Source organism: Catenibacterium sp. AM22-6LB (assembly GCF_003435615.1).
GTDB classification, from domain to species: Bacteria; Bacillota_I; Bacilli_A; order Erysipelotrichales; family Coprobacillaceae; genus Catenibacterium; species Catenibacterium mitsuoka_A.
The window spans coordinates 115,790-136,219 of the sequence record NZ_QTUM01000001.1; the positions used below are offsets into that span (position 1 = coordinate 115,790).

A 20,430-nucleotide genomic window follows, 5' to 3' on the forward strand; every position below is an offset into this window, starting at 1 on the left:
TATTTTCTACAAAAACTAATTTATCTTCTTATTTCCAGTTTCTGCTTGCAATTCGGGATTTTTTTGTGTTTTTTTATTATGTTTAGCTGTTTTAAGCCAAAAAAATAAGATTTTGCTAGGCAAAATCTTATTCGTAGATACCACCGTGACCCCATTTTTCAAATTCAGAGATAGTAACATACTGATTTGAAGCAGGAATCTTTGTAATTTTTACTAAAGCTTTAGTAAGTTCAGAGACAAACTGTTGTTTCTGTTCATCTGTATAATGACCTTTTAAGTATAATGTGATCATCATACAATTTGCTTCCTGGCCTTTAAAATAAATGAGCTGATTATCTTCAATATGAATCATGAATGTATCTACTGATTCACCAGGAAACATTGTAATTAACTTTCCTACAGTAGTTTTTAATTCAACTTCCTGAGAAAGAGTCAATGTCTTGTTTGTACGTAATGCTAAATATGGCATATTTCATTCTCCTTTACAATTCATGTTATACCTTAGTATACAACTTTTTTTGATTTTTTACTACATTTATGACTTTTATATTAAATTATGATCTAAACAGTAGTGATACACACCATCTTCTGCTACAGATAAACATATATCATCCGCAATAGCCTTCACATTATCAGTCGCATTCCCCATTGCAACTCCTGTTCCTACTGCTTCTAACATCTCTATATCATTTGTTCCATCACCAAACGCAATGGCTTCATTAGGACTGAAATGATAATACTCTAATACCTTATGTATACCATTACCCTTTCCACCACCTGCTGGAATAATATCTACCGCCCTATTCCACCACGCTGTAATCTGGGCTCCTTCTACATTCTTCATTAATGCATCATATTCATTCTCATATCCACCACACATGATCTGATAGATATCTTCATTCACAAATGTATCAAAGTCTTCTGATACATTCACTTTCTGTTTAGAGAATGCATAATAATCATCTAAATCTTGATCTGTGCCATTGGCTTTACTATCATCTTTACTCGCAAGAGAGACATATCTATTAATAGAAGATGCGTTATCTATAATTCTTAATACGTCTTTATGTGGGATAGGATGACTATATAAAACATGTCCTTCCTTATCAAAACAATAAGACCCATTAAAAGAAAGTATGGCATCAAAAGTCACTCCTTCAAAAGTAGGTACACTTAAAGGATGTCTTCCTGTCGCAATACATACCTTTATATTATTAGCCTGTAATCTCTGTAATGTTTCTATAGTAATATCAGAAACACTGCGTGTTTCCATATTACTTAAAGTTCCATCAATATCAAAAAATGCAATCTTAATCATAACAAATCCTCCATGGATCCATTCTAACACAAAAAGAGAGGTTAACCCTCTCTTAGTCTAACTGTTGACAGAAATCTTTCAGAACTTTATATGATTCCTCTAGTGCTTTCTGCTCATCTTCTTTCATATTTATTTCTACTATTTCTTTAGCTCCTGTCTTATCAATAATAGTAGGAACACTTAAGAAGATATCATTCATACCATACTGACCATCTAAATGAACAGATACTGGATAAATTCTATTTTCATTAAAGAGAATAGATTTTACGATAGCTGTAGTTGCTGCCGCAATACCATAACATGTATTCCCTTTACGGTTAAAGATCTGCCATCCATCTTCAATAACAGCATGTCTTAATGTTTCCTTAGTGGCATCCTTAGTACGTTCTGCATTATCCTTTAATACATCTTCTACACTCTTACCACCAATAGTTGCACTAGACCATGTTACCATTTCTGAATCTCCATGTTCACCACATACATATGCTGATACACTCTTTGCATCTAAATGATACATATCAGCTAAACGACAAGATAATCTTGCACTATCAAGAGTTGTACCACTACCAATTACCTGGTTCTTTGGTAAACCTGATTCCTTCCAAGTAATATAACTCATAATATCTACTGGGTTAGATACAACAATAAAGATACCATTGAATCCTGAAGCCATTGTAGAACTTACAATAGACTTAATAATCTTAATACTTGGTGCTAACATCTGTAAACGATCATGAGAATCTTTAGGCATTGGTGCTGATGCTATAATAATGACTACATCTGCATCCTTACAATCAGAATAATCACCTGCTTTTACTTTAATATTTCTATTCATGAAGTAAACTGACTGCTGCATATCTAATGCTTCACCATATGCTTTTTCTTTATTAATATCTATTAATACAATCTCTTCACAAAGTCCCTGATTAATAATTGAGTAGGCAGTTGTAGCACCTACATTACCTAAACCAACAATAACTACTTTAGAATCCTTAAAACTCATATTAGTTTTTCCTCCTTGAATTGTTAATATTGTAGCACAACTGTCTGATCAAATGTATAATAATTACCAAGAGAGGTTAATTATGAAAACTAAAGTACTATTAAAAAAAGGTGAAGGCCGTACTATTAATGCAGGCGGTTTATGGATTTATGACAATGAAATAAAAGAGATACATGGACATTTCAAGAATGGGGATATTGTGGATGTATATGCCCATAATGAGTATCCGTTAGGAAGAGGTTATATTAACCAGAATTCTAAGATTAGAATTCGTTTAATGACTAGAAATATTAATCAGGAGATTGATTCTGATTTCTTACGTATGAGATTACAGAATGCCTGGGATTATCGTAAGAAGACAGTGGATACTTCTAGTTGTCGTATTGTGTTTGGAGATGCTGATTTCTTACCAGGTTTAGTAATTGATAAGTTTGAAGATGTATTAGTTGTACAGTCTCTTGCATTAGGTATTGATGCATTTAAGGAAGAGATTGTAGAACTTATGAAAGATATTCTACTACAAGATGGCATTACTATTAGAGGTGTATATGAACGTAGTGATGCCAAGGAACGTACTAAGGAAGGCATGGAAAGAGTTAAAGGGTTTATTGGTGAACCTTTTGATCCTCATATTGATATTGTAGAGAATGGTGTTAAGTATCATATAGATGTCGCAGAAGGACAGAAGACTGGTTTCTTCCTTGATCAGAAATATAATAGACTAGCAATACAGAAATTATGTAAAGATGCAAAGGTATTGGATTGTTTTACTTATATTGGTACTTTTGCACTCAATGCTGGTATTGCAGGGGCTCAAAGTGTTTTAGGTGTGGATGCATCTCAGTTTGCGGTAGATCTTGCAAATGAGAATTCTAAGTTTAATGGTTTAGAAGATACTGTTAAGTTTGAGTGTCATGATGTATTTGATTTCTTACCAGAATTAGAGGCTCAGGGAGAGTTATTTGATATGGTTATATTAGATCCCCCTGCTTTCACAAAGTCTCGTGCATCTATTAAGAATGCGATTAAAGGCTATCGTGAGATTAATATGAGAGGTATGAAACTAGTAAAAGATGGTGGATATCTGGCTACATGTTCATGTTCTCATTTTATGGATTATGATACATTTACTAAGACTATTGGACAGGCTGCAAAATTAGTACATAAGAGATTAAGACAGGTAGAATTTAGAACACAGGCTGCAGATCATCCTATTTTATGGAATGGTGATGAGAACAGTTATTACTTAAAGTTCTATATTTTCCAGGTTGTAGATGAAAAATAAGAAAAGGTGATGACTCGATACGAGTCATCATTTTTCAGTTATAACTTATATTTTTTATCTTTTACTCTATTTTATCAGTTATAACTGATAAAATTTATATTTAAGCATGAGATTTCAGTTATATGTGATATAATATGAGCAGTTACGAGGAAAGGGGTTGCGATAAATGATTAAACGTGAGCTATATATGAAACGTATCCGTCCGTTCATTGGGTCGGATCTTATTAAGATAATGACTGGAATTCGTCGTTGTGGGAAATCCGTTATGCTAGAATTAATTAAAGAGGAACTTATAGAATCAGGTGTTAATCCAACACAGTTTATCTCCATCAATTTTGAGGATTTAAGCTTTTCACATCTGCAGACCGCACAGTCACTTCATGATGAGATTACTAGCCGTGCCAAGGAAATTGGTGGTAAGGTTTATCTTTTTTTTGATGAAATTCAAGAAGTGAAAGATTGGGAGAAGTGTATTAATTCTTTTCGTGTTTCATTGGATTGTGACATCTATATTACCGGATCAAATGCAAAACTATTATCAGGTGAACTTGCAACTTATTTAGGTGGAAGATATGTAAAGTTTGTCATCTATCCATTTTCTTTTGGAGAATTCATAGAATTATATCATCCAATCAACCCTGATGTTTCAATCCAACAATGTTTTCAAAAGTATCTCATTACTGGAGGTATGCCCTATCTTGCGAATATTCGTTATGCGGATGACCCATCTAAACAATATCTTCACGACTTATTTAACTCTGTCCAACTTAAAGATATCGTGAAACGCAATAAAATACGTGATGTGGACTTATTAGAACGCATTATTGCATATGTGATTGCGAATGTAGGCACACCCTTCTCCGCAAATTCTCTTGCAAAGTTTCTCAAAAGTGAACAACGTACCGTTGCACCAGAAACAATCCTAAATTATATCAAATATTGTTGTGATGCTTATCTGTTCTACCAAGTGAAACGAGTTGATTTACAGGGTAAACAAATACTTTCCACAAATGAAAAGTATTATATTGCAGATCACGGCATCCGTGAAGCCGTTTATGGAGGCAATATGAGAGATATTAATCTCATTCTAGAAAATATTGTCTATCTAGAATTATTACGTCGAGGCTATAAAGTGACTGTTGGTAAAACAGGAGAAAAAGAAATTGATTTTGTTTGCGATAAACATGGTGAAAAAATATATGTTCAGGTGACATATCTCTTAGCATCAGAAGATACAATTAAACGTGAATTTGGTGCATATGATACTATCCGAGATAATTTCCCTAAATATGTCGTTTCCCTTGATGAATTTGATATGAGCCGAAACGGTATTAAGCATCAAAATATTCTTGATTTCCTTTTGGCTGAGGAATGGATATAATAAAAACAAATTAACCACAGAGTGACAACCCTATTTCGAATTATTGATAGAACAAAATGTATTAATTCTAGTGATTGTTCTGTAGAAACTTGCGAAGCCTACAGGCGAAGGAAGTTCATATTGCTCTCCCAATAATATTAAGTTAAGAGACTGGATGCCAAACTGTTGGCAGATGATGAAACTCATGTAGCCAGAAATGAATATTTATTCATTTCTAGCCTTTTTTAGTAGATGTGTTTTTGTAAGAGATAAACTATTATGAAACAAAGCAAGCATAATATCTACTACTCACCCAAGAAGGTTAGAACTATTCTTGAACGTTCTATCGATACAGCTCTTGATAGTCTGAAGTACTACTGTAATGACCCTGTTTTCGATTTCACTCTTTGTCGAAAGCTTCATTCAATACACCACGAGCTTTTCAAATCACTCCTCAATAGGCAAATTGTCTCACTTTTTTTGAAGGGCATGGTAAAATGCCTTCGGCTTCTGCACTATCGCAAAGAAAAAACTACTGGAACCTGCTATCTTTAAACACATAAACAATCTATTTGTGAGTGCAATTGATGCAATTATCAACAAGAGAGAAGAAACTACTACTGCTTGATGAAATAAGCCATACAACAACATAAGTGATATCCAATCCATGATTATGTGCCAGCGTACATGAGCAGAACTATCTGGCATTTGTCATTCCGAGGATGTAGCATGAGATTTTCTACAATTATTGGTATATATGAGATAGAAGGAAGCATATTGCTATGGTGTAGAAAAGATGAAAAAAGATGAAAAACAGTATAATTATTGTAACAGAGGGTGGGTATGATATATTATAAGAAATACACAAATCGGAATTTATAAAGGAGAATATTGATGAAACTATTTTTATGTTCGCACTTTTCAAGTGTAGGAAGTCTGATAAAGGAAGAAATTGAAAATAAGAAAGTCGCATTTATTCCAACAGCTTCACTGCGTGAAGGCTACACCGGTTATGTCGGCTCAGCTCGAAAATTATTCAAAAAGTTGGGAGCAATCGTAACGGAAATTGATATTTCAACGGAGGCTTATTCAACGATACAGTCTGTTTTTGAAGATGCGGATGTAATATATTTTACCGGCGGAAATTCTTTTTTCCTTATAGACCAGCTCCGTAAAACGGGAACGGATGAGCTGTTGAAGAAAGAATTGGCAAAGGGAAAACTGATGATTGGTGAATCGGCAGGTGCGATTATATGCGCTCCAAGCATCCAATATATCGAGCAAATGGATGAAAAGCCGGAGGACTACTCACAAGAAGATGATGCAGGGCTTGATTTGATTGATTTCTATGTTCTTCCGCATTATCTTACAGCACCATTTAAGAAAGTTACCGAGAAAATAATGACTGAGTTTTCGGATTTGAATCTATGCCCAATTAACAACCGCCAGGGAATTGTAATTGATGGTGAAGGTTCAAAGGTTATTTGCAAAGACTAATTTGAAAATTCAAGTTTGTAGAATTGTAAAGGAATAATATTATTTTAAATGAGCTGTTCGGATTAAATGCGTTGCCCTCTAACAGGTCAAGGATGAACCATGATACAATTAAACTTGTGTATGTTATTAAACATCAAAATATTCGTGATTTCCTTTTGGCTGAGGAATGGATATAGTAAGAGCGAATCAATCGCTCTTTTTTTAATTAAAAATAAGGTATACTTGATATAGAGGTGATATTCATGATCAACGATAAAGAGAAAAAAATGATTCAAAGATATTGTATATATCCAAAGATTGCAGTGGTTGCACTCATCTTTTCATTTGTACAATGTGCATTAATAGTACCATTAGAGATGTTAGATGATTTAGTATTCCAAAACAAAGGTTTTCAGCCTACAGGGATGTTTACTGCAATAGGATTCGTCATTATATATGTTGTTATATTCTGTTTCTGTGCACTTGTACCTAAGTTTGGAATGAACGGTAATAAATGGAAATCTCTTATACATAGATTAAATGTGAAACAGTCAGAAACAGATTATTCTAAAGAGGTATCTGCTGCTTTGGCGTCACAAGCTGTTGGTCGATTTCTTAAAGAAAGTGATAATGATACTGCAAAGAATATAGGAAGTGCTATGCAGGTGGCTGGTGCAGTTAGTACAGTCTCTACATCTATAGACATGTTATCTGAAGCGGGAAATAATGCTGAGAATATGGCACATGCTTATAGAGTCTCTATTCCTGATATTAAAAAACAACTCATTGCCTTTGCGGTTGTCCCAATGCTTATTGTAGTCGGTACTTATATACCTCAATATATAGAGGGAAAGCAGGCAATGGATCAAAGAATCGCAGCTTCCGCACAACAAGTAGAAATAGTAAAAAAGGCATTAGAACCTGTATGTGTAAGAGTACATGCAGATAATCCAAATGAATCACGAAGTAGATCAAGCTATACTGTTATGGGATATTTAAGAGATTCAGTTGCTACTGATTGTTATGTTCATGTTCAAGTGAATAATAGTGGTACTATCACCAATATCTCATATGTAGAAAGTGTGGATATTAATAAGAGTTTAGAAGAGAATTTAATGCAGGCAGAAACAGATTTTGCGACATTACAAAAGTCTTTTGAGAATCTAAATGTATCCGTATCTAATCCAGAGATATTATCTTATCAGGCTATTCCACAACAATTTAAAGATGAATTTCTAAATGGGACATTTTATAAGAGTATTCGTTTCTATGATCAGGATGCACCTATCAGTTTGTCTTGTTCATTTGATACAGAGACAGAAGATAAGTTTGATGAATATACAAGACCTCAGATTCATTTCTTCCTAGGATCAAAATAAGCACCTTATGAGTATTAAATTTGAAATAACAGAAGAAAGAGGATGTCTACAGAGACATAATGATGGATGGTGGATATCATGAAAAAGATGAGCATATTAGTTATTATGTTGGTGTTGTTGGGTGTGTATTGTTTCACTTCTAATAAAAAGAACTTAGATCTGCCAGATGCATCTAAGGTGGAATTTGGACATGTACATGGTGGTGCGATGACTACTGTCTATGAATGTGATCAAAATAAAGTATCTTCTTTAATTAAAGATATAGAAGAAAAGTCATCTTATTCAAAAGAATCAGTAAATGATAACCCAAATGGTGTTGATTATATCAAGATGAAAATGGATACAAAGACATATTATGTCTATGAAAGAAATGGAAAGACTTATATAGAAGAACCTTATAATGGAATATGGAAGATTCCTTCTGACTTATATAAGAGTATTAAGAATAATAAAGATAAGCTGATTGTAGAGTATAAAGATTAATATAGTTTTAAACTATATATAACTGTATATTATATGTATTTCTCAATGGTGAAGGTGGTTGTTATAATACAATCACTAACCAAGGAGGAATAAGAAATGGGAAATGTACCTTTTAGATATGATTTTGTAGGAAGCTTTTTAAGACCACAGGCTCTTAAGGATGCTAAGGAAGCATTGGATAACGGACAGTTATCTCAGGAAGATTATGATCACATTGTAGATGAAGAAGTTGTAAAAGTAGTTAAGAAACAAAAAGAATTAGGATACCATGTAATTACTGATGGAGAATTCAGAAGAACATTCTGGCATTTAGATTTCATGTGGGGATTTGAAGGTGTTGAACATAAGAATACTGGTAATGGTGTAAGATTTAATGGTGAACTTGCAGTATTGGATGATACTTATCTTGTAGGTAAAATTAAGGCAAAAGCACATCCTTTTGTGGAATACTTTAAGTTTTTAAAACAGTTTGAAGATGAAAATACAGTGGCTAAGTATACTATTCCAGCCCCTGCACAGACATTCCAGCAGATGATTGTACCTGCTAACTTTGAAACTACAAGAAAGTTTTATGCCACAAATGAAGAACTCATTCATGATATTGGTGTCGCTTATCAGGATGTGATTAAACAGTTCTATGATGCAGGATGTCGCAATCTACAGTTAGATGACTGTACTTGGGGTGCGATTGTAGGAGATACTGCAAAACAGAGATATGAATCTTTAGGAATTGATTTAGAAGAAGTAAAGGCTGAATTACTTGCAGTCAATAACCTTGCATTAGAGAATAAACCAGAAGATATGGTGATTACATCACATATCTGTCGTGGTAATTACCATTCTACATTCTTTGCGAAAGGTCCTTATAATTCTGTAGCTGATTATGTATTTGCGAAAGAAAATGTGGATGCTTTATATCTAGAATATGATGATGAAAGATCTGGAGGATTTGCACCTCTCGCAAAAGTATCAGAAGATAAAAAGGTTGTATTAGGGTTGATTACAACTAAGACACCTGAATTAGAAGATAAAGAAACAGTGATTAAGAGAATTCATGAGGCTGCTAAGTTTATTCCACTAGATAGACTCTATTTAAGTCCACAATGTGGATTCGCTTCTTGTGCAATCGGTAATAAACTCACTGAAGAACAGCAGTGGGCTAAATTAAAATTAGTCAAAGAAATTGCGGAAGAGGTATGGGGATAAGAACTTCGAAAGAAGTTCTTTTTTCATACATAAAAAGAAGTAAGATCACTCTTACTTCTTATATCATTGAACAGCCGCCTCTGTTGCCACCACGTTTATCATCTACTTCGTAGTGGGCATTGAATTCTCTGTTGATTTCATCTAATTCCTTTAAACCATCAATATATGCATCATACATAGAAATGATTCCCTGTGAACAGCCATCACATAAACCATCTACTATACCTAATGCATCATTCACAATTTGTTCTCTCTGTTCTCTTGTTGTATTCTTGATTAAAATATCTTCTTTGATCATAGTAACCCCCTGTATTGTCCTTTGTCCTTATTTTTAAATCTAATTGCATTCACAGGACAATGATGTAAACATCTTAAACACATCATACACTGTTCTTTCTTGAATGTCACATGATCTTTGATTTCTATCGCCTGTTCAGGACATTCTTTGGCACATAAGCCACAATGAATACAAGATTCGTCAATAGTGAGGTTATATGTTTTTCTTACCTGTTTATATTGAAACGAACAGGCCTTATTAATAAAAACTGGAACTGTTCCTTTCAAGTAGTCCCCTATTCTTCTTTCCTTGATCTGTGTAATGATTTCTTCTATTTGAGGATCTATTTGAGATTCTATCTTTTCATTTTTAGATGCATCATACATAGGAATATATGTATCCACCATTTTTACACCATACATGGCATAAAAACCTGTCCCCTTTTTCTGCATGATCTTGTTGGCCTCTTTCCCAATATTACCTGGTTTACCACCATAAGTGACTACAAAATACAAATATGATTTGGAAGAGACAGACAATCTTTCTAAGAAATCCTTCACAATATCAGGTACCCCAAAGAAATAAACAGGTGTGACTATACCAATCATTTCATCCTGTTTAATACCTTGGGCTGATTCAATAGATTGCATTGTATCCTGTAAGGACTTTGAAAGTACTTCTGCCACATAGTGACTATTTCCTGTTCCACTAAAATAATAAATCATTGTATTTGCTCCTTTGAAAAAAGGAAACGCATTGCGTTTCCTTATGGTCTCATTCCTAATCCACCTTCAAGAGTGATTGTTTCACCAGTCATATATTTGAAGTCTGGAGAAGTTAATTGTACAACAACACGTCCGATTTCTTTTTCATTGTCACCAAAATGTCCCATAGGTGGTGTATGAACATTGGCCTTGAAAGCTTCTGGATAAGCTTTTTCAAACTTTTCAAGCTGTGCAGTCCAAGCAAGTGGGCATACAACGTTTACGTTGATACCATCTGCAGCCCATTCAGTTGCAGCAACACGTGTTAAACCACGGATACCTTCTTTTGCAGCTGCATAAGAGCACTGACCTTTGTTTCCGAATAATCCAGCACCAGATGCGAAGTTGATAACTGAACCTTTTGTTTCTTTTAAGTATGGATAACATGCTTTCATATAATAGAATGCTGCATATAATCCTGAATACATAGCTAAATCAAACTGTTCTGTAGTATGTTCTGCAAGAGATACACCAGATGCACTTGCCTGTGCATTATTGACTAATGCATCAATATGACCAAACTTTTCAATTGCCTTTTCAACAACTGCTTTTACTACTGCTTCATTATCAGCACCTGCATTCACATCAGCCTGTACTGGAAGAACTTCTACATTATAAAGTCTTTCAATTTCTTCTTTTGCATCTTCTAGTTTCTTTAGGTTACGTCCAGTGATGACAATATTTGCCCCTTCTTTCGCAAATGCTGTTACGATACCATAACCAATTGAACCACATGTACCATCTTCAAGTACTGCACGTCCACCACCAGTCACAATGACAGTCTTACCTTCTAAAAAGCCCATATTATTTACCTTCTTTCTTTTAATTTAAAAGCGTTAATATAATTATACATGAATCAATCATAAATGTGTAAAAATATGATATTTATTAATTAATTCCTTTGTCTATTTCATTCTTATTTGGAATGCTGAACATTTCATTACTGATGATATTTTCAGGATCATCCACACCCTGATTCAACAACATGATCAGTGATACCCAGACAAAGATATCATAAGGGTTGAAATACTTATTCTTTTCTAGGAAACGGAGCTTTGACTGCGCAAAGTTTACGATGTTATCTCTATTTTCTATAATAAATTCATCGAGTTCATGAACATACATATAGCCTAGATTATGAAATCTTTTTACAACTCTCAATTCAGATATAATATACGGTTCTTCCTTAACTGAGATATTAAACTGTTTGCAGATGATCTGTGTTAATTCACTCATAATAGGAGAATCATGATAATAAGTCATGAGAGAGTTATAGTTCAAGTCTGTCTTTAACACCTTCTCTATATGATCAATACCCCTATTGTATTCTTCTATATCATCTCTTATATTCACAAATTCTTCATCTAGAATTTCTAGAGTCGCACTCAGTCTTGTGAGTCTTCTACGAATATCCTTAGGAATTTCATATTGTGACTTATAACCTAGACCATGTTCTACTTCAGCCCAAGAATGCTGGAGAATAGTTCTAATCTGTATTTCAAAGACAATATGACGATAATCTGAGTATTCAATCATATTCAGTCTTGCTTCATTATATTTCACTAATAAATGAAGAGAGTTATAACCGAAATCAATACGGTCATCATAGTTCTTCTTTCTCTTATCATTGTATTCCACAATATCAAAATTCTGTTTAATTAGTTTATATATGACATCAATATCTGATTCAAACAATGTAATAATACGACAAGCAACGATATCTGTAATATCATTAACATCCTTGTACTTATGTTTTAAACAGATCTTACGTCTTAATGCATCTTCTGTTTTAATACGTATCGCAAAATTAGAAATCTTTATATTATTCTTTGTAATGATATTTTCAATAATATCTGTAATATCATGTTTTAATGAACGATAAAGACTCTGATTGTCATAATATTGCTGGATGATATGATTTTCGATTCTTTTATCCATCTTTTACACCTCTTAACTATCATATATATGATACATTAACTTAATATGAAGAAAAAGCGAAAGATTAATTCTTTCGCTTTTGATAGTTTCTTAAGTAATATATACCAGCAACACCCACAACAATAAATACTATAGATGTGAGTTGGGCCATACGGATAGGACCTAACATAAGTGAGTCTGTACGTAATCCTTCCACAAAGAATCTCACAATACCATAACCGATAAAGTAAGAGAAGAACTGTTCACCTGTGCATTGTGCTTTCTTCTTGACTACAAGAATAATCACAAGAAAGACAATCAAATTCCCCACTGATTCATAAAGAAATGTAGGGTGATGGTATGCCCCCTCAATATACATATTATTAATAATAAATTGAGGAAGATGTAATAGTTTGAGGAAGTTTAAAGAAACAGCTGAACCAAATGCTTCATGGTTAAAGAAGTTTCCCCAGCGACCACATGCCTGCGCAATGAGTACACCTGGCATAATCGCATCTCCTGCCACCAAGAAAGGAATATCCTTCTTTTTAAAGAAGTAATAGCTATAAATGAGTGCGGCTATGATTCCACCTTGTATCGCAAGCCCACCATGCCATATCGCAATAATTTCTTCAGGATGAGACATATAGAGTTCTTTCCACATGAAGATAACATACCAGATGCGGGCACCAATGATCCCTGTCATGAGTACTCCAAAGAAGTAATCTGATAAAATTTCAGAACTATAGCCTAATTTCTTAAAATTATACTGACCTAGCATATAGGCAATAAATGCACCAATAATGATACATACTGCATACATATGAATCTGCAGACCACCGATTTTAAGAAATATATTATATTCTGGAAAGAATTGCATAACTTACACCTGCTTACTTTTAATGTTTTCAAGGATTCTATTCACAAATTCTTTACTTGAATCAAATCCAGAATCCTTAAGCTGCATATTCATGACAGCCGCTTCAATAATAACTGACATAGAACGTCCACCAGTTACTGGTACAACGATCTTAGGAATAGGAACTGAAAGAATATCTTCTGTAACATCATCTTCTTCTACTCCAATACGTCTATATTCACGAGATGGTAACCATCTTTCTAACTGAATAATAAGGTCTACCTTTTCTTTTGGAAGAACACTCGCAGCTCCAAACATCTTAGAAGCATCAATAACACCAATACCACGGATTTCTAATAGATTCTTTAAAACTGTTGGTGCTTTCCCAATAATAGACTGCCCAATATGGTAGAGTTCTACTGCATCATCCGCAATCAACTGATGTCCTCTCTTAATAAGTTCAAGTGCGATTTCGGATTTACCAATACCACTATCCCCTTTGATAATAACACCTTTACCATAAATATTTAAGAATACACCATGAATCTGTGTTTCAGGTGCTAATAATTCATCTAATTTACCCATTAAGTTAATAGAAACTCTTCCTGTTGCCATCTCTGTTTCAAAGATTGGGAAGTTTCTCTTACAGGCAATATTTCTAAGTATTTCTGGTGCTTCATAACCCTTTGCGATAATGATACAAGGTGTTTCATCATTCACTAGCTTAGAAAAACAAGCCAATTGACTTTCCTTAGTCATTTCCTTAATAAATATATTTTCTTTATCACCTAATAGAATAATTCTTCTAAAATCACTATGTTTAAAGAAGCCGGCAAGTTCAAAACCAGGACGATTTATTTCTGCGACAAATACTTCTCTTTCTAAAGATTCTTCATCTCCAGATACACGTTTATAGGCTGGATTATTCATCAAGTCTTTTAGTTTTACGGACTTTCCCATAAAATACCTCCTTACAATAGGTTCTTAAGAAAGCGTCCTGTATGGCTCTTTTCACACTTTGCGACCTTTTCAGGGGTGCCTTCTACGACTATTGTACCACCATTGTCGCCGCCTTCCAATCCTAAATCGATGATGTGATCTGCAACCTTAATGACATCTAGATTGTGTTCAATCACTAATACTGTATCACCATTATCCACAATCTTCTGTAATACGCCAATGAGTCTATTCACATCATCACTGTGTAATCCTGTTGTAGGTTCATCAAGAATATATAATGTTTTTCCAGTTGAACGCTTTTGTAATTCTGATGCAAGTTTTACTCTTTGGGCTTCACCACCAGAAAGTGTTGTCGCACTTTGTCCTAGTTTAATATAGCCAAGTCCTACATCATATAATGCTTGTAGTTTAGTATGAATACGAGGAAGATTTTCAAAGAAAGTAAGTGATTCTTCTACAGTCATTTCTAATACATCATAGATGTTCTTATCCTTATAAGTGACCTGTAATGTCTCCTCATTATAACGATGTCCATGACATTCTTCACAAGGTACATAAACATCTGGCAAGAAGTTCATAGAGATACGTTTAACACCATCTCCCTGACATGCTTCACAACGTCCACCCTTCACATTAAATGAGAAACGTCCTTTATCATATCCACGTATTTTAGCTTCTGGAGTCTTCGCAAATAAATCACGAATATCATCAAACACACCTGTATAAGTGACTGGATTAGAACGTGGTGTACGACCAATTGGTTCCTGTGATACTTCAATTACCTTATCAATATTCTCTATACCACGTATTTCTTTATGTTTACCTGGCAATTCACGTGAACGGTAAATCTTTGCACGTAATGCTTTACATAGAATATCATTCACTAAAGTAGATTTACCTGAACCAGACACACCTGTAACCGCAATAAACTTACCTAATGGAAACTTCACATTAATATTCTTTAAGTTATGTTCCTTAGCCCCACGTACTTCTAAATAAAGACCATTGCCTTTATGTCTTGTTTTAGGAACCTCAATCTTCTTTCTACCAGATAAATAATCACCTGTAATAGAGTTTTCATTGGCAGCGACTTCTTCAGGTGTGCCATAGGCAACTACCTGTCCACCATGAATACCAGCACCAGGTCCAATATCAATAATATAATCAGATTCACGCATTGTATCTTCATCATGTTCTACGACAAGAACACTATTTCCTAAATCACGCATTTCCTGTAGTGTATGAATAAGTTTCTCATTGTCTCTTTGATGAAGACCAATAGACGGTTCATCTAATACATATAAAACACCTGTTAAGCGTGAACCAATCTGAGTAGCTAGACGAATACGCTGTGCTTCACCACCGGATAATCCTCCAGCGCGTCTAGAAAGTGTTAAATATCCAAGTCCTACTTCATTTAAGAATGTCAAACGATCATGAATTTCTTTTAAGATCAAATGCGCAATCTTTTCTTCCATTTCTGATAACTTTAAGTTTTCTACAAACTCTAAAGCTTTCTCAATAGAAAGATTCGTAAATTCAATGATATTTAAACCACCCACCTGTACACTTAAGACCATTTCATTCAGTCTTGCACCGTGGCATGTAGGACAGGTATGTTCAGCCATAAATGAGGCATACCATTCTTTAGACCATTTAGAAGATGTTTCTTCATAACGTCTTTGTATAAGTGTAACAACACCTTCAATATAGTTTGTTGTACGAGAAACATTGCCAGAAGAAGAAACAATTGTATAAGTAATAGGATCATGTGAACCAGTAAAGATAATATCTCTTTCTTCTTCATCAAAGTCCTTTAAAGGTTTATCTAAGTCAATATGATAATATTCACATAGTTTTAAGAATCTTTGCCATTCAATACGATCAGTACCAACTGCTGTCTTAAAATAACGAATACCACCTTCATTAATACTTAAGTTCCAATCTGGTACTAATAAATCTAAATCAACTTCTTCCTTAATACCTAAACCTTTACAATCAGGACAGGCACCTAAGGGATTATTAAATGAGAATAGACGTGGTTCTAGTTTAGGAACAGAGAAACCACAAATAGGACAGGCATAGTTAGAAGAGAAAAGCTTTTCTGTACCCTGAGTCAAATTCTCTACAATAGCTTCACCATCTGTAAGTTTTAAAGCTGTTTCTAAAGATTCTATGAGACGTGTACGATATCCTTCTTTTTTCTTGATACGATCAACAATAACATCGATAGTATGTTTTTTATTTTTTTCTAGAGTAATGTCTTCATCAAGAGTATACATGCTTCCATCTACCTTAACTCTGACATACCCTTCTTTTCTTAATTTATCAAAGAGATCTTTATGTGTTCCCTTTTGGTTCATTGCCATACGTGCAAGTATCTGAAGTTTATCTCCATCATCATATGTATCCACAATATCACCCATCTGTTTTAATGTCTGGGCTTCTATCTTAATACCATGATGAGGACAATAAGCATGTCCTACACGTGCATATAATAAACGTAGATAATCATAAATCTCAGTCACTGTACCAACAGTAGAACGAGGATTATTAGATGTTGTTTTCTGATCAATCGCAATAGCGGGTGATAACCCTTCTATTGAATCTACATCAGGTTTTTCCATTCCACCTAAGAACTGTCTTGCATATGAGTTTAATGATTCTACATAACGTCTCTGACCTTCTGCATAGATTGTATCAAACGCAAGAGATGTTTTACCACTTCCTGATAAACCAGTCATAATGACTAATTGATTCTTAGGAATATCTATATTCACATTCTTGAGGTTATTGACACGTGCACCTCTAACCGCAATGACATCCTGTTTCATTCTTCAACCTCCTTATAATCACTTCTTTATTTAAACCTTGTAATTGGTAATCATAGGCAAGAGAAAGGATTTTAGAATAATCCTGATGATTCTCAAAACCTTCATTAATTAAATCTTTACCTGTCACAATAGCTGCAGGAGCATGATCCCCACAAATAGAGATCATTTCCTCTATATATTCATTTAACTCATTAATAGAAGCACTTGTGACCATACCTCTACCTAACTTATCACATCTTGCAAGATAAAGAAGGTCTTTTAGAGGAGCCTTCTGATCAATCGCTTTTAAGAAGCGCAAGAATTTGATTTTTCTTGCATGATTACGAGAAAATGTAGGTAATACCATATGATATTGAATCATAGTATAAATATATTTCTTCTGTTTATGAGAAAGAATTAAATCAACCTTCTCATTAAAGAGAGCTGCACCTTCTTCTGCATGACCATAAGCATGTCCTTCTGGTGTTGTCACTAGTGGTTTACCTATATCATGTAATAAAGCACTCCACATAAACCATAACGGTTCACTTGTATGATGCTTACATAAAGCTGCTAAGTCAGTCACCAACATTGTATGATTCCATACACTACCTTCTGGATGATAGTCAGTTCTTTGATGTGTTGTGACTAAATCTTCTAAGTAGAATGGTAAACCATGAATATCTCTTAAGAAATTAAATCCCTGTGAAGGATATAATCCCATCAATATCTTACAATATTCTGTATAAATACGTTCGATACTTAAAGTCTCTAATCCACCTTCTTCTACAATAGATTGACAGAGATTCTTTGTGTCTCCATCCATCTTAAAGCCATAGCGTGACATAAAAGAAGCACCTCTTAATACACGTAATGGATCTTCTGAAAAATGATCTTTATTTGTAGCACGTAAAATACCATTCTTTAAATCTTCCTGTCCTGAATAGAAATCAATCACTTTCTCTGTTTCTACATCATATAACATACTATTAATAGTGAAATCTCTTCTAGCACAGGCTTTTTCTAAAGGAAGATCAGGATCCACAATAATATTAAAATCCTGATGCTTCATTCCTGTCTTCTCTTCTATTCTAGGTAAGGCAAATTCATAACCTTCTAATGTAGAAAGATGTACAACCGCAAAGGATGCACCCATCACCTGCACTGTCCCAAAGGGAGATAATACTTCCTTTAAAGCCTCAAAAGAGAGGTGATGTACTTCTACATCGATATCTTTAGATCTTCTTTTTAATAGAAAATCTCGTACACACCCTCCTACTAAATAGACATGTCCTCCTGCCTGTTTAATTGCCTCAAAGACATCTAATGCGAGAGGTGTGAGGTTAAACTTACTTTCCATCTTTAATCTCCTCTATCATATCGCGTAATTCCATAGCTCGTTCAAAGTCAAGCACCTTAGCTGCTTCCTTCATCTGTTTTTCTAATTCCTCAAGAAGAACCTTCTTATCCTTCTTAGGTGCCTTACGGCCTTTCTTGACAAGCTTCTGTGCTTCATCAATGACTTCCTGTCCATGGATTGCTTCTCTAATTTCTTTCTTGATAGTCGTAGGTGTAATACCATGGGCTTTATTATAAGCTTCCTGTATTTCTCTACGACGACTTGTTTCATCAATGGCACGCTGCATTGAATCAGTAATACGGTCTGCATACATGATTACATGACCATCCGCATTTCTTGCAGCACGACCAATTGTCTGAATCAATGAACGTTCACTTCTTAAGAACCCTTCCTTATCTGCATCTAAAATACATACAAGAGAGACTTCTGGAAGGTCTAAACCTTCTCTTAATAAGTTGATACCTATTAAGACATCATATTTACCTAAACGTAAATCTCTTAATATTTCAGTACGTTCTAATGTCTTTGTTTCTGAATGAAGATAAGCGACCTTTAAACCAAATTCCTTAAGATAATCAGTTAAATCTTCAGCCATTCTCTTTGTAAGAGTCGTAATAAGTACACGTTCATTTCTTTCTATACGTAACTGTATTTCACTAATAATATCATCAATCTGATCTTCAATAGGACGCACTTCAATAATAGGATCTAATAATCCTGTTGGACGAATAATCTGTTCAACATATTCACCATGGACACCTTCTAATTCATAATCACCCGGTGTGGCAGATACAAATATTGCCTGGGGAATAAGCTTTTCAAACTCTTCAAAACGAAGTGGTCTGTTATCTAAAGCACTTGGTAAACGAAAGCCATATTCTACCAATGTTTCTTTACGGCTTCTATCTCCGTTAAACATACCTCTGATCTGTGGAAGCATAACATGAGATTCATCGACAATAAGTAAGAAATCATCAGGGAAATAATCTATTAAACAATAAGGTCTTTCTCCTGGTTTTCTACCATCAATATGACGTGAATAGTTTTCAATACCTGGACAGATACCCACTTCTCTCAACATTTCAATATCATGTCTTGTACGGTTATCTATTCTTTCATATTCAAGAGGTTTTGCGGCATCTTGATAATATTGTAGACGATCTTTTAATTCTTCTTCTATCGTATCACAGGCATAAAGCATCTTTTCACGACTTGTAATATATTCTTCAGCCGGATAAATTGTATAAGTATTATAAGATGCTTGAACATGACCAGTCAGAGGATCTACTTCTGTAATACGATCTACTTCATCACCAAATAATTCAATACGTATAATATAAGATTCAGTATGACCTGGTACTATTTCAATTACATCACCACGTACTCTAAAAGTACCTTTGACCTGATCCATATCATTTCTTGTATATTGTCTATCGACTAAGAATGTAAGTAATTCACGTCGATCTATTTCTTGTCCTACACGTAAGGAGAAGATCATTTCCTGATAACTCTGTGGATTACCTAACCCATAAATAGCTGCCACAGAGGCTACGACAATTGTATCTTTTCTTTCTAATAAAGAGTTCATCGCAGCAGCTCTTAACATCTCTATTTCTTCATTTGTCTGTGATTCTTTATCAATATATGTATCACTCTTGGGTATATAGGCTTCTGGCTGGTAGAAATCGAAGTTTGAAATAAAGTATTCTACACGATTTTCTGGGAAGAATTCCTTTAATTCACTATATAACTGTCCTGCAAGAGTTTTATTATGTGATAGTACAAGAGTAGGTTTATTCACCTGTGCAATGACATTCGCAAAGGTAAATGTCTTACCAGTTCCTGTACCACCTAATAATACCTGTGTCTTTTTACCTTGATGAATACCTTCTACTAATTCTTTAATAGCCTCGGGCTGGTCACCCATTGGTTTAAATTTTGATACAAGCTTGTAAGACATAAAATCCCCT

The 20,430-nt window shown here is 34.3% G+C and carries 18 protein-coding genes; 6 read left to right on the forward strand and 12 right to left on the reverse strand.

What is annotated here, in order from left to right; translation table 11 throughout:
- Nucleotides 1-127 precede the first annotated feature (127 nt).
- The 3 genes from DW269_RS00590 to DW269_RS00600 all read right to left on the reverse strand — a co-directional run bounded on the left by DW269_RS00590 (nt 128) and on the right by DW269_RS00600 (nt 2,321).
- Entirely contained in the window at nt 128-469 is a 342-nt protein-coding gene (locus DW269_RS00590) for a tautomerase family protein (protein ID WP_117458092.1), read from the reverse strand.
- A 75-nt stretch (nt 470-544) separates the two neighbouring features.
- Nucleotides 545-1,318: an HAD family hydrolase gene (locus DW269_RS00595; protein WP_117458093.1), complete on the reverse strand. Its 774-nt coding sequence runs from the start codon at nt 1,316-1,318 to the stop codon at nt 545-547.
- A 52-nt stretch (nt 1,319-1,370) separates the two neighbouring features.
- Nucleotides 1,371-2,321 carry an L-lactate dehydrogenase gene (locus tag DW269_RS00600; protein ID WP_117458094.1) on the reverse strand — a complete coding sequence of 317 codons (951 nt, stop codon included), beginning with the start codon at nt 2,319-2,321 and terminating at the stop codon, nt 1,371-1,373.
- A gap of 82 nt (nt 2,322-2,403) precedes the next feature.
- Here DW269_RS00600 and DW269_RS00605 point away from each other — a divergent pair, with 82 nt between their 5' ends.
- From DW269_RS00605 to DW269_RS00630, 6 genes are all read left to right on the forward strand, one after another.
- Nucleotides 2,404-3,606, forward strand: coding sequence for a class I SAM-dependent rRNA methyltransferase (locus DW269_RS00605; protein ID WP_117458095.1), 1,203 nt, complete (start codon nt 2,404-2,406; stop codon nt 3,604-3,606).
- Between the two features lie 166 nt (nt 3,607-3,772).
- Nucleotides 3,773-4,987 carry an ATP-binding protein gene (locus tag DW269_RS00610; RefSeq protein WP_117458096.1) on the forward strand — a complete coding sequence of 405 codons (1,215 nt, stop codon included), beginning with the start codon at nt 3,773-3,775 and terminating at the stop codon, nt 4,985-4,987.
- A gap of 873 nt (nt 4,988-5,860) precedes the next feature.
- Nucleotides 5,861-6,463, forward strand: a complete 603-nt coding sequence (locus tag DW269_RS00615; protein ID WP_015563755.1) for a Type 1 glutamine amidotransferase-like domain-containing protein — start codon at nt 5,861-5,863, stop codon at nt 6,461-6,463.
- 242 nt (nt 6,464-6,705) lie between these two features.
- Entirely contained in the window at nt 6,706-7,821 is a 1,116-nt protein-coding gene (locus DW269_RS00620) for a hypothetical protein (protein WP_117458097.1), read from the forward strand.
- Between the two features lie 78 nt (nt 7,822-7,899).
- Nucleotides 7,900-8,304, forward strand: a complete 405-nt coding sequence (locus DW269_RS00625) for a DUF5301 domain-containing protein (RefSeq protein ID WP_158546273.1) — start codon at nt 7,900-7,902, stop codon at nt 8,302-8,304.
- Nucleotides 8,305-8,400: 96 nt separating this feature from the next.
- Nucleotides 8,401-9,510 (forward strand): 5-methyltetrahydropteroyltriglutamate--homocysteine S-methyltransferase, encoded by a 1,110-nt coding sequence (locus DW269_RS00630; protein WP_117458099.1) that lies wholly within the window; start codon nt 8,401-8,403, stop codon nt 9,508-9,510.
- A 58-nt stretch (nt 9,511-9,568) separates the two neighbouring features.
- Here DW269_RS00630 and DW269_RS00635 read toward each other — a convergent pair whose 3' ends face one another.
- The 9 genes from DW269_RS00635 to uvrB form a co-directional block, all read right to left on the reverse strand.
- On the reverse strand, nt 9,569-9,808 hold the full coding sequence (locus DW269_RS00635) for a purine biosynthesis protein PurH (RefSeq protein WP_117458100.1): 240 nt from the start codon (nt 9,806-9,808) through the stop codon (nt 9,569-9,571).
- On the reverse strand, nt 9,805-10,512 hold the full coding sequence (locus DW269_RS00640; protein ID WP_117458101.1) for an EFR1 family ferrodoxin: 708 nt from the start codon (nt 10,510-10,512) through the stop codon (nt 9,805-9,807). Before DW269_RS00640 ends, DW269_RS00635 begins: the two co-directional genes overlap by 4 nt.
- Before the next feature lie 41 nt (nt 10,513-10,553).
- Entirely contained in the window at nt 10,554-11,354 is an 801-nt protein-coding gene (locus tag DW269_RS00645; protein ID WP_022425935.1) for an SDR family NAD(P)-dependent oxidoreductase, read from the reverse strand.
- An 85-nt stretch (nt 11,355-11,439) separates the two neighbouring features.
- On the reverse strand, nt 11,440-12,489 hold the full coding sequence (locus tag DW269_RS00650) for a GTP pyrophosphokinase family protein (RefSeq protein WP_117458102.1): 1,050 nt from the start codon (nt 12,487-12,489) through the stop codon (nt 11,440-11,442).
- Between the two features lie 64 nt (nt 12,490-12,553).
- A complete protein-coding gene (lgt, locus tag DW269_RS00655; protein ID WP_117458103.1) occupies nt 12,554-13,348 on the reverse strand; it encodes a prolipoprotein diacylglyceryl transferase in 795 nt (264 codons plus the stop codon).
- A 3-nt stretch (nt 13,349-13,351) separates the two neighbouring features.
- Nucleotides 13,352-14,287, reverse strand: a complete 936-nt coding sequence (gene hprK, locus DW269_RS00660; protein ID WP_117458104.1) for an HPr(Ser) kinase/phosphatase — start codon at nt 14,285-14,287, stop codon at nt 13,352-13,354.
- Between the two features lie 11 nt (nt 14,288-14,298).
- Nucleotides 14,299-17,121, reverse strand: a complete 2,823-nt coding sequence (gene uvrA / locus DW269_RS00665; RefSeq protein WP_117458105.1) for an excinuclease ABC subunit UvrA — start codon at nt 17,119-17,121, stop codon at nt 14,299-14,301.
- A complete protein-coding gene (locus DW269_RS00670; protein WP_117458106.1) occupies nt 17,096-18,460 on the reverse strand; it encodes a CCA tRNA nucleotidyltransferase in 1,365 nt (454 codons plus the stop codon). The genes uvrA and DW269_RS00670 overlap by 26 nt, the downstream gene beginning before the upstream one ends.
- Entirely contained in the window at nt 18,450-20,420 is a 1,971-nt protein-coding gene (gene uvrB / locus DW269_RS00675) for an excinuclease ABC subunit UvrB (RefSeq protein WP_117458107.1), read from the reverse strand. Before uvrB ends, DW269_RS00670 begins: the two co-directional genes overlap by 11 nt.
- Between the last annotated feature and the right edge of the window lie 10 nt (nt 20,421-20,430).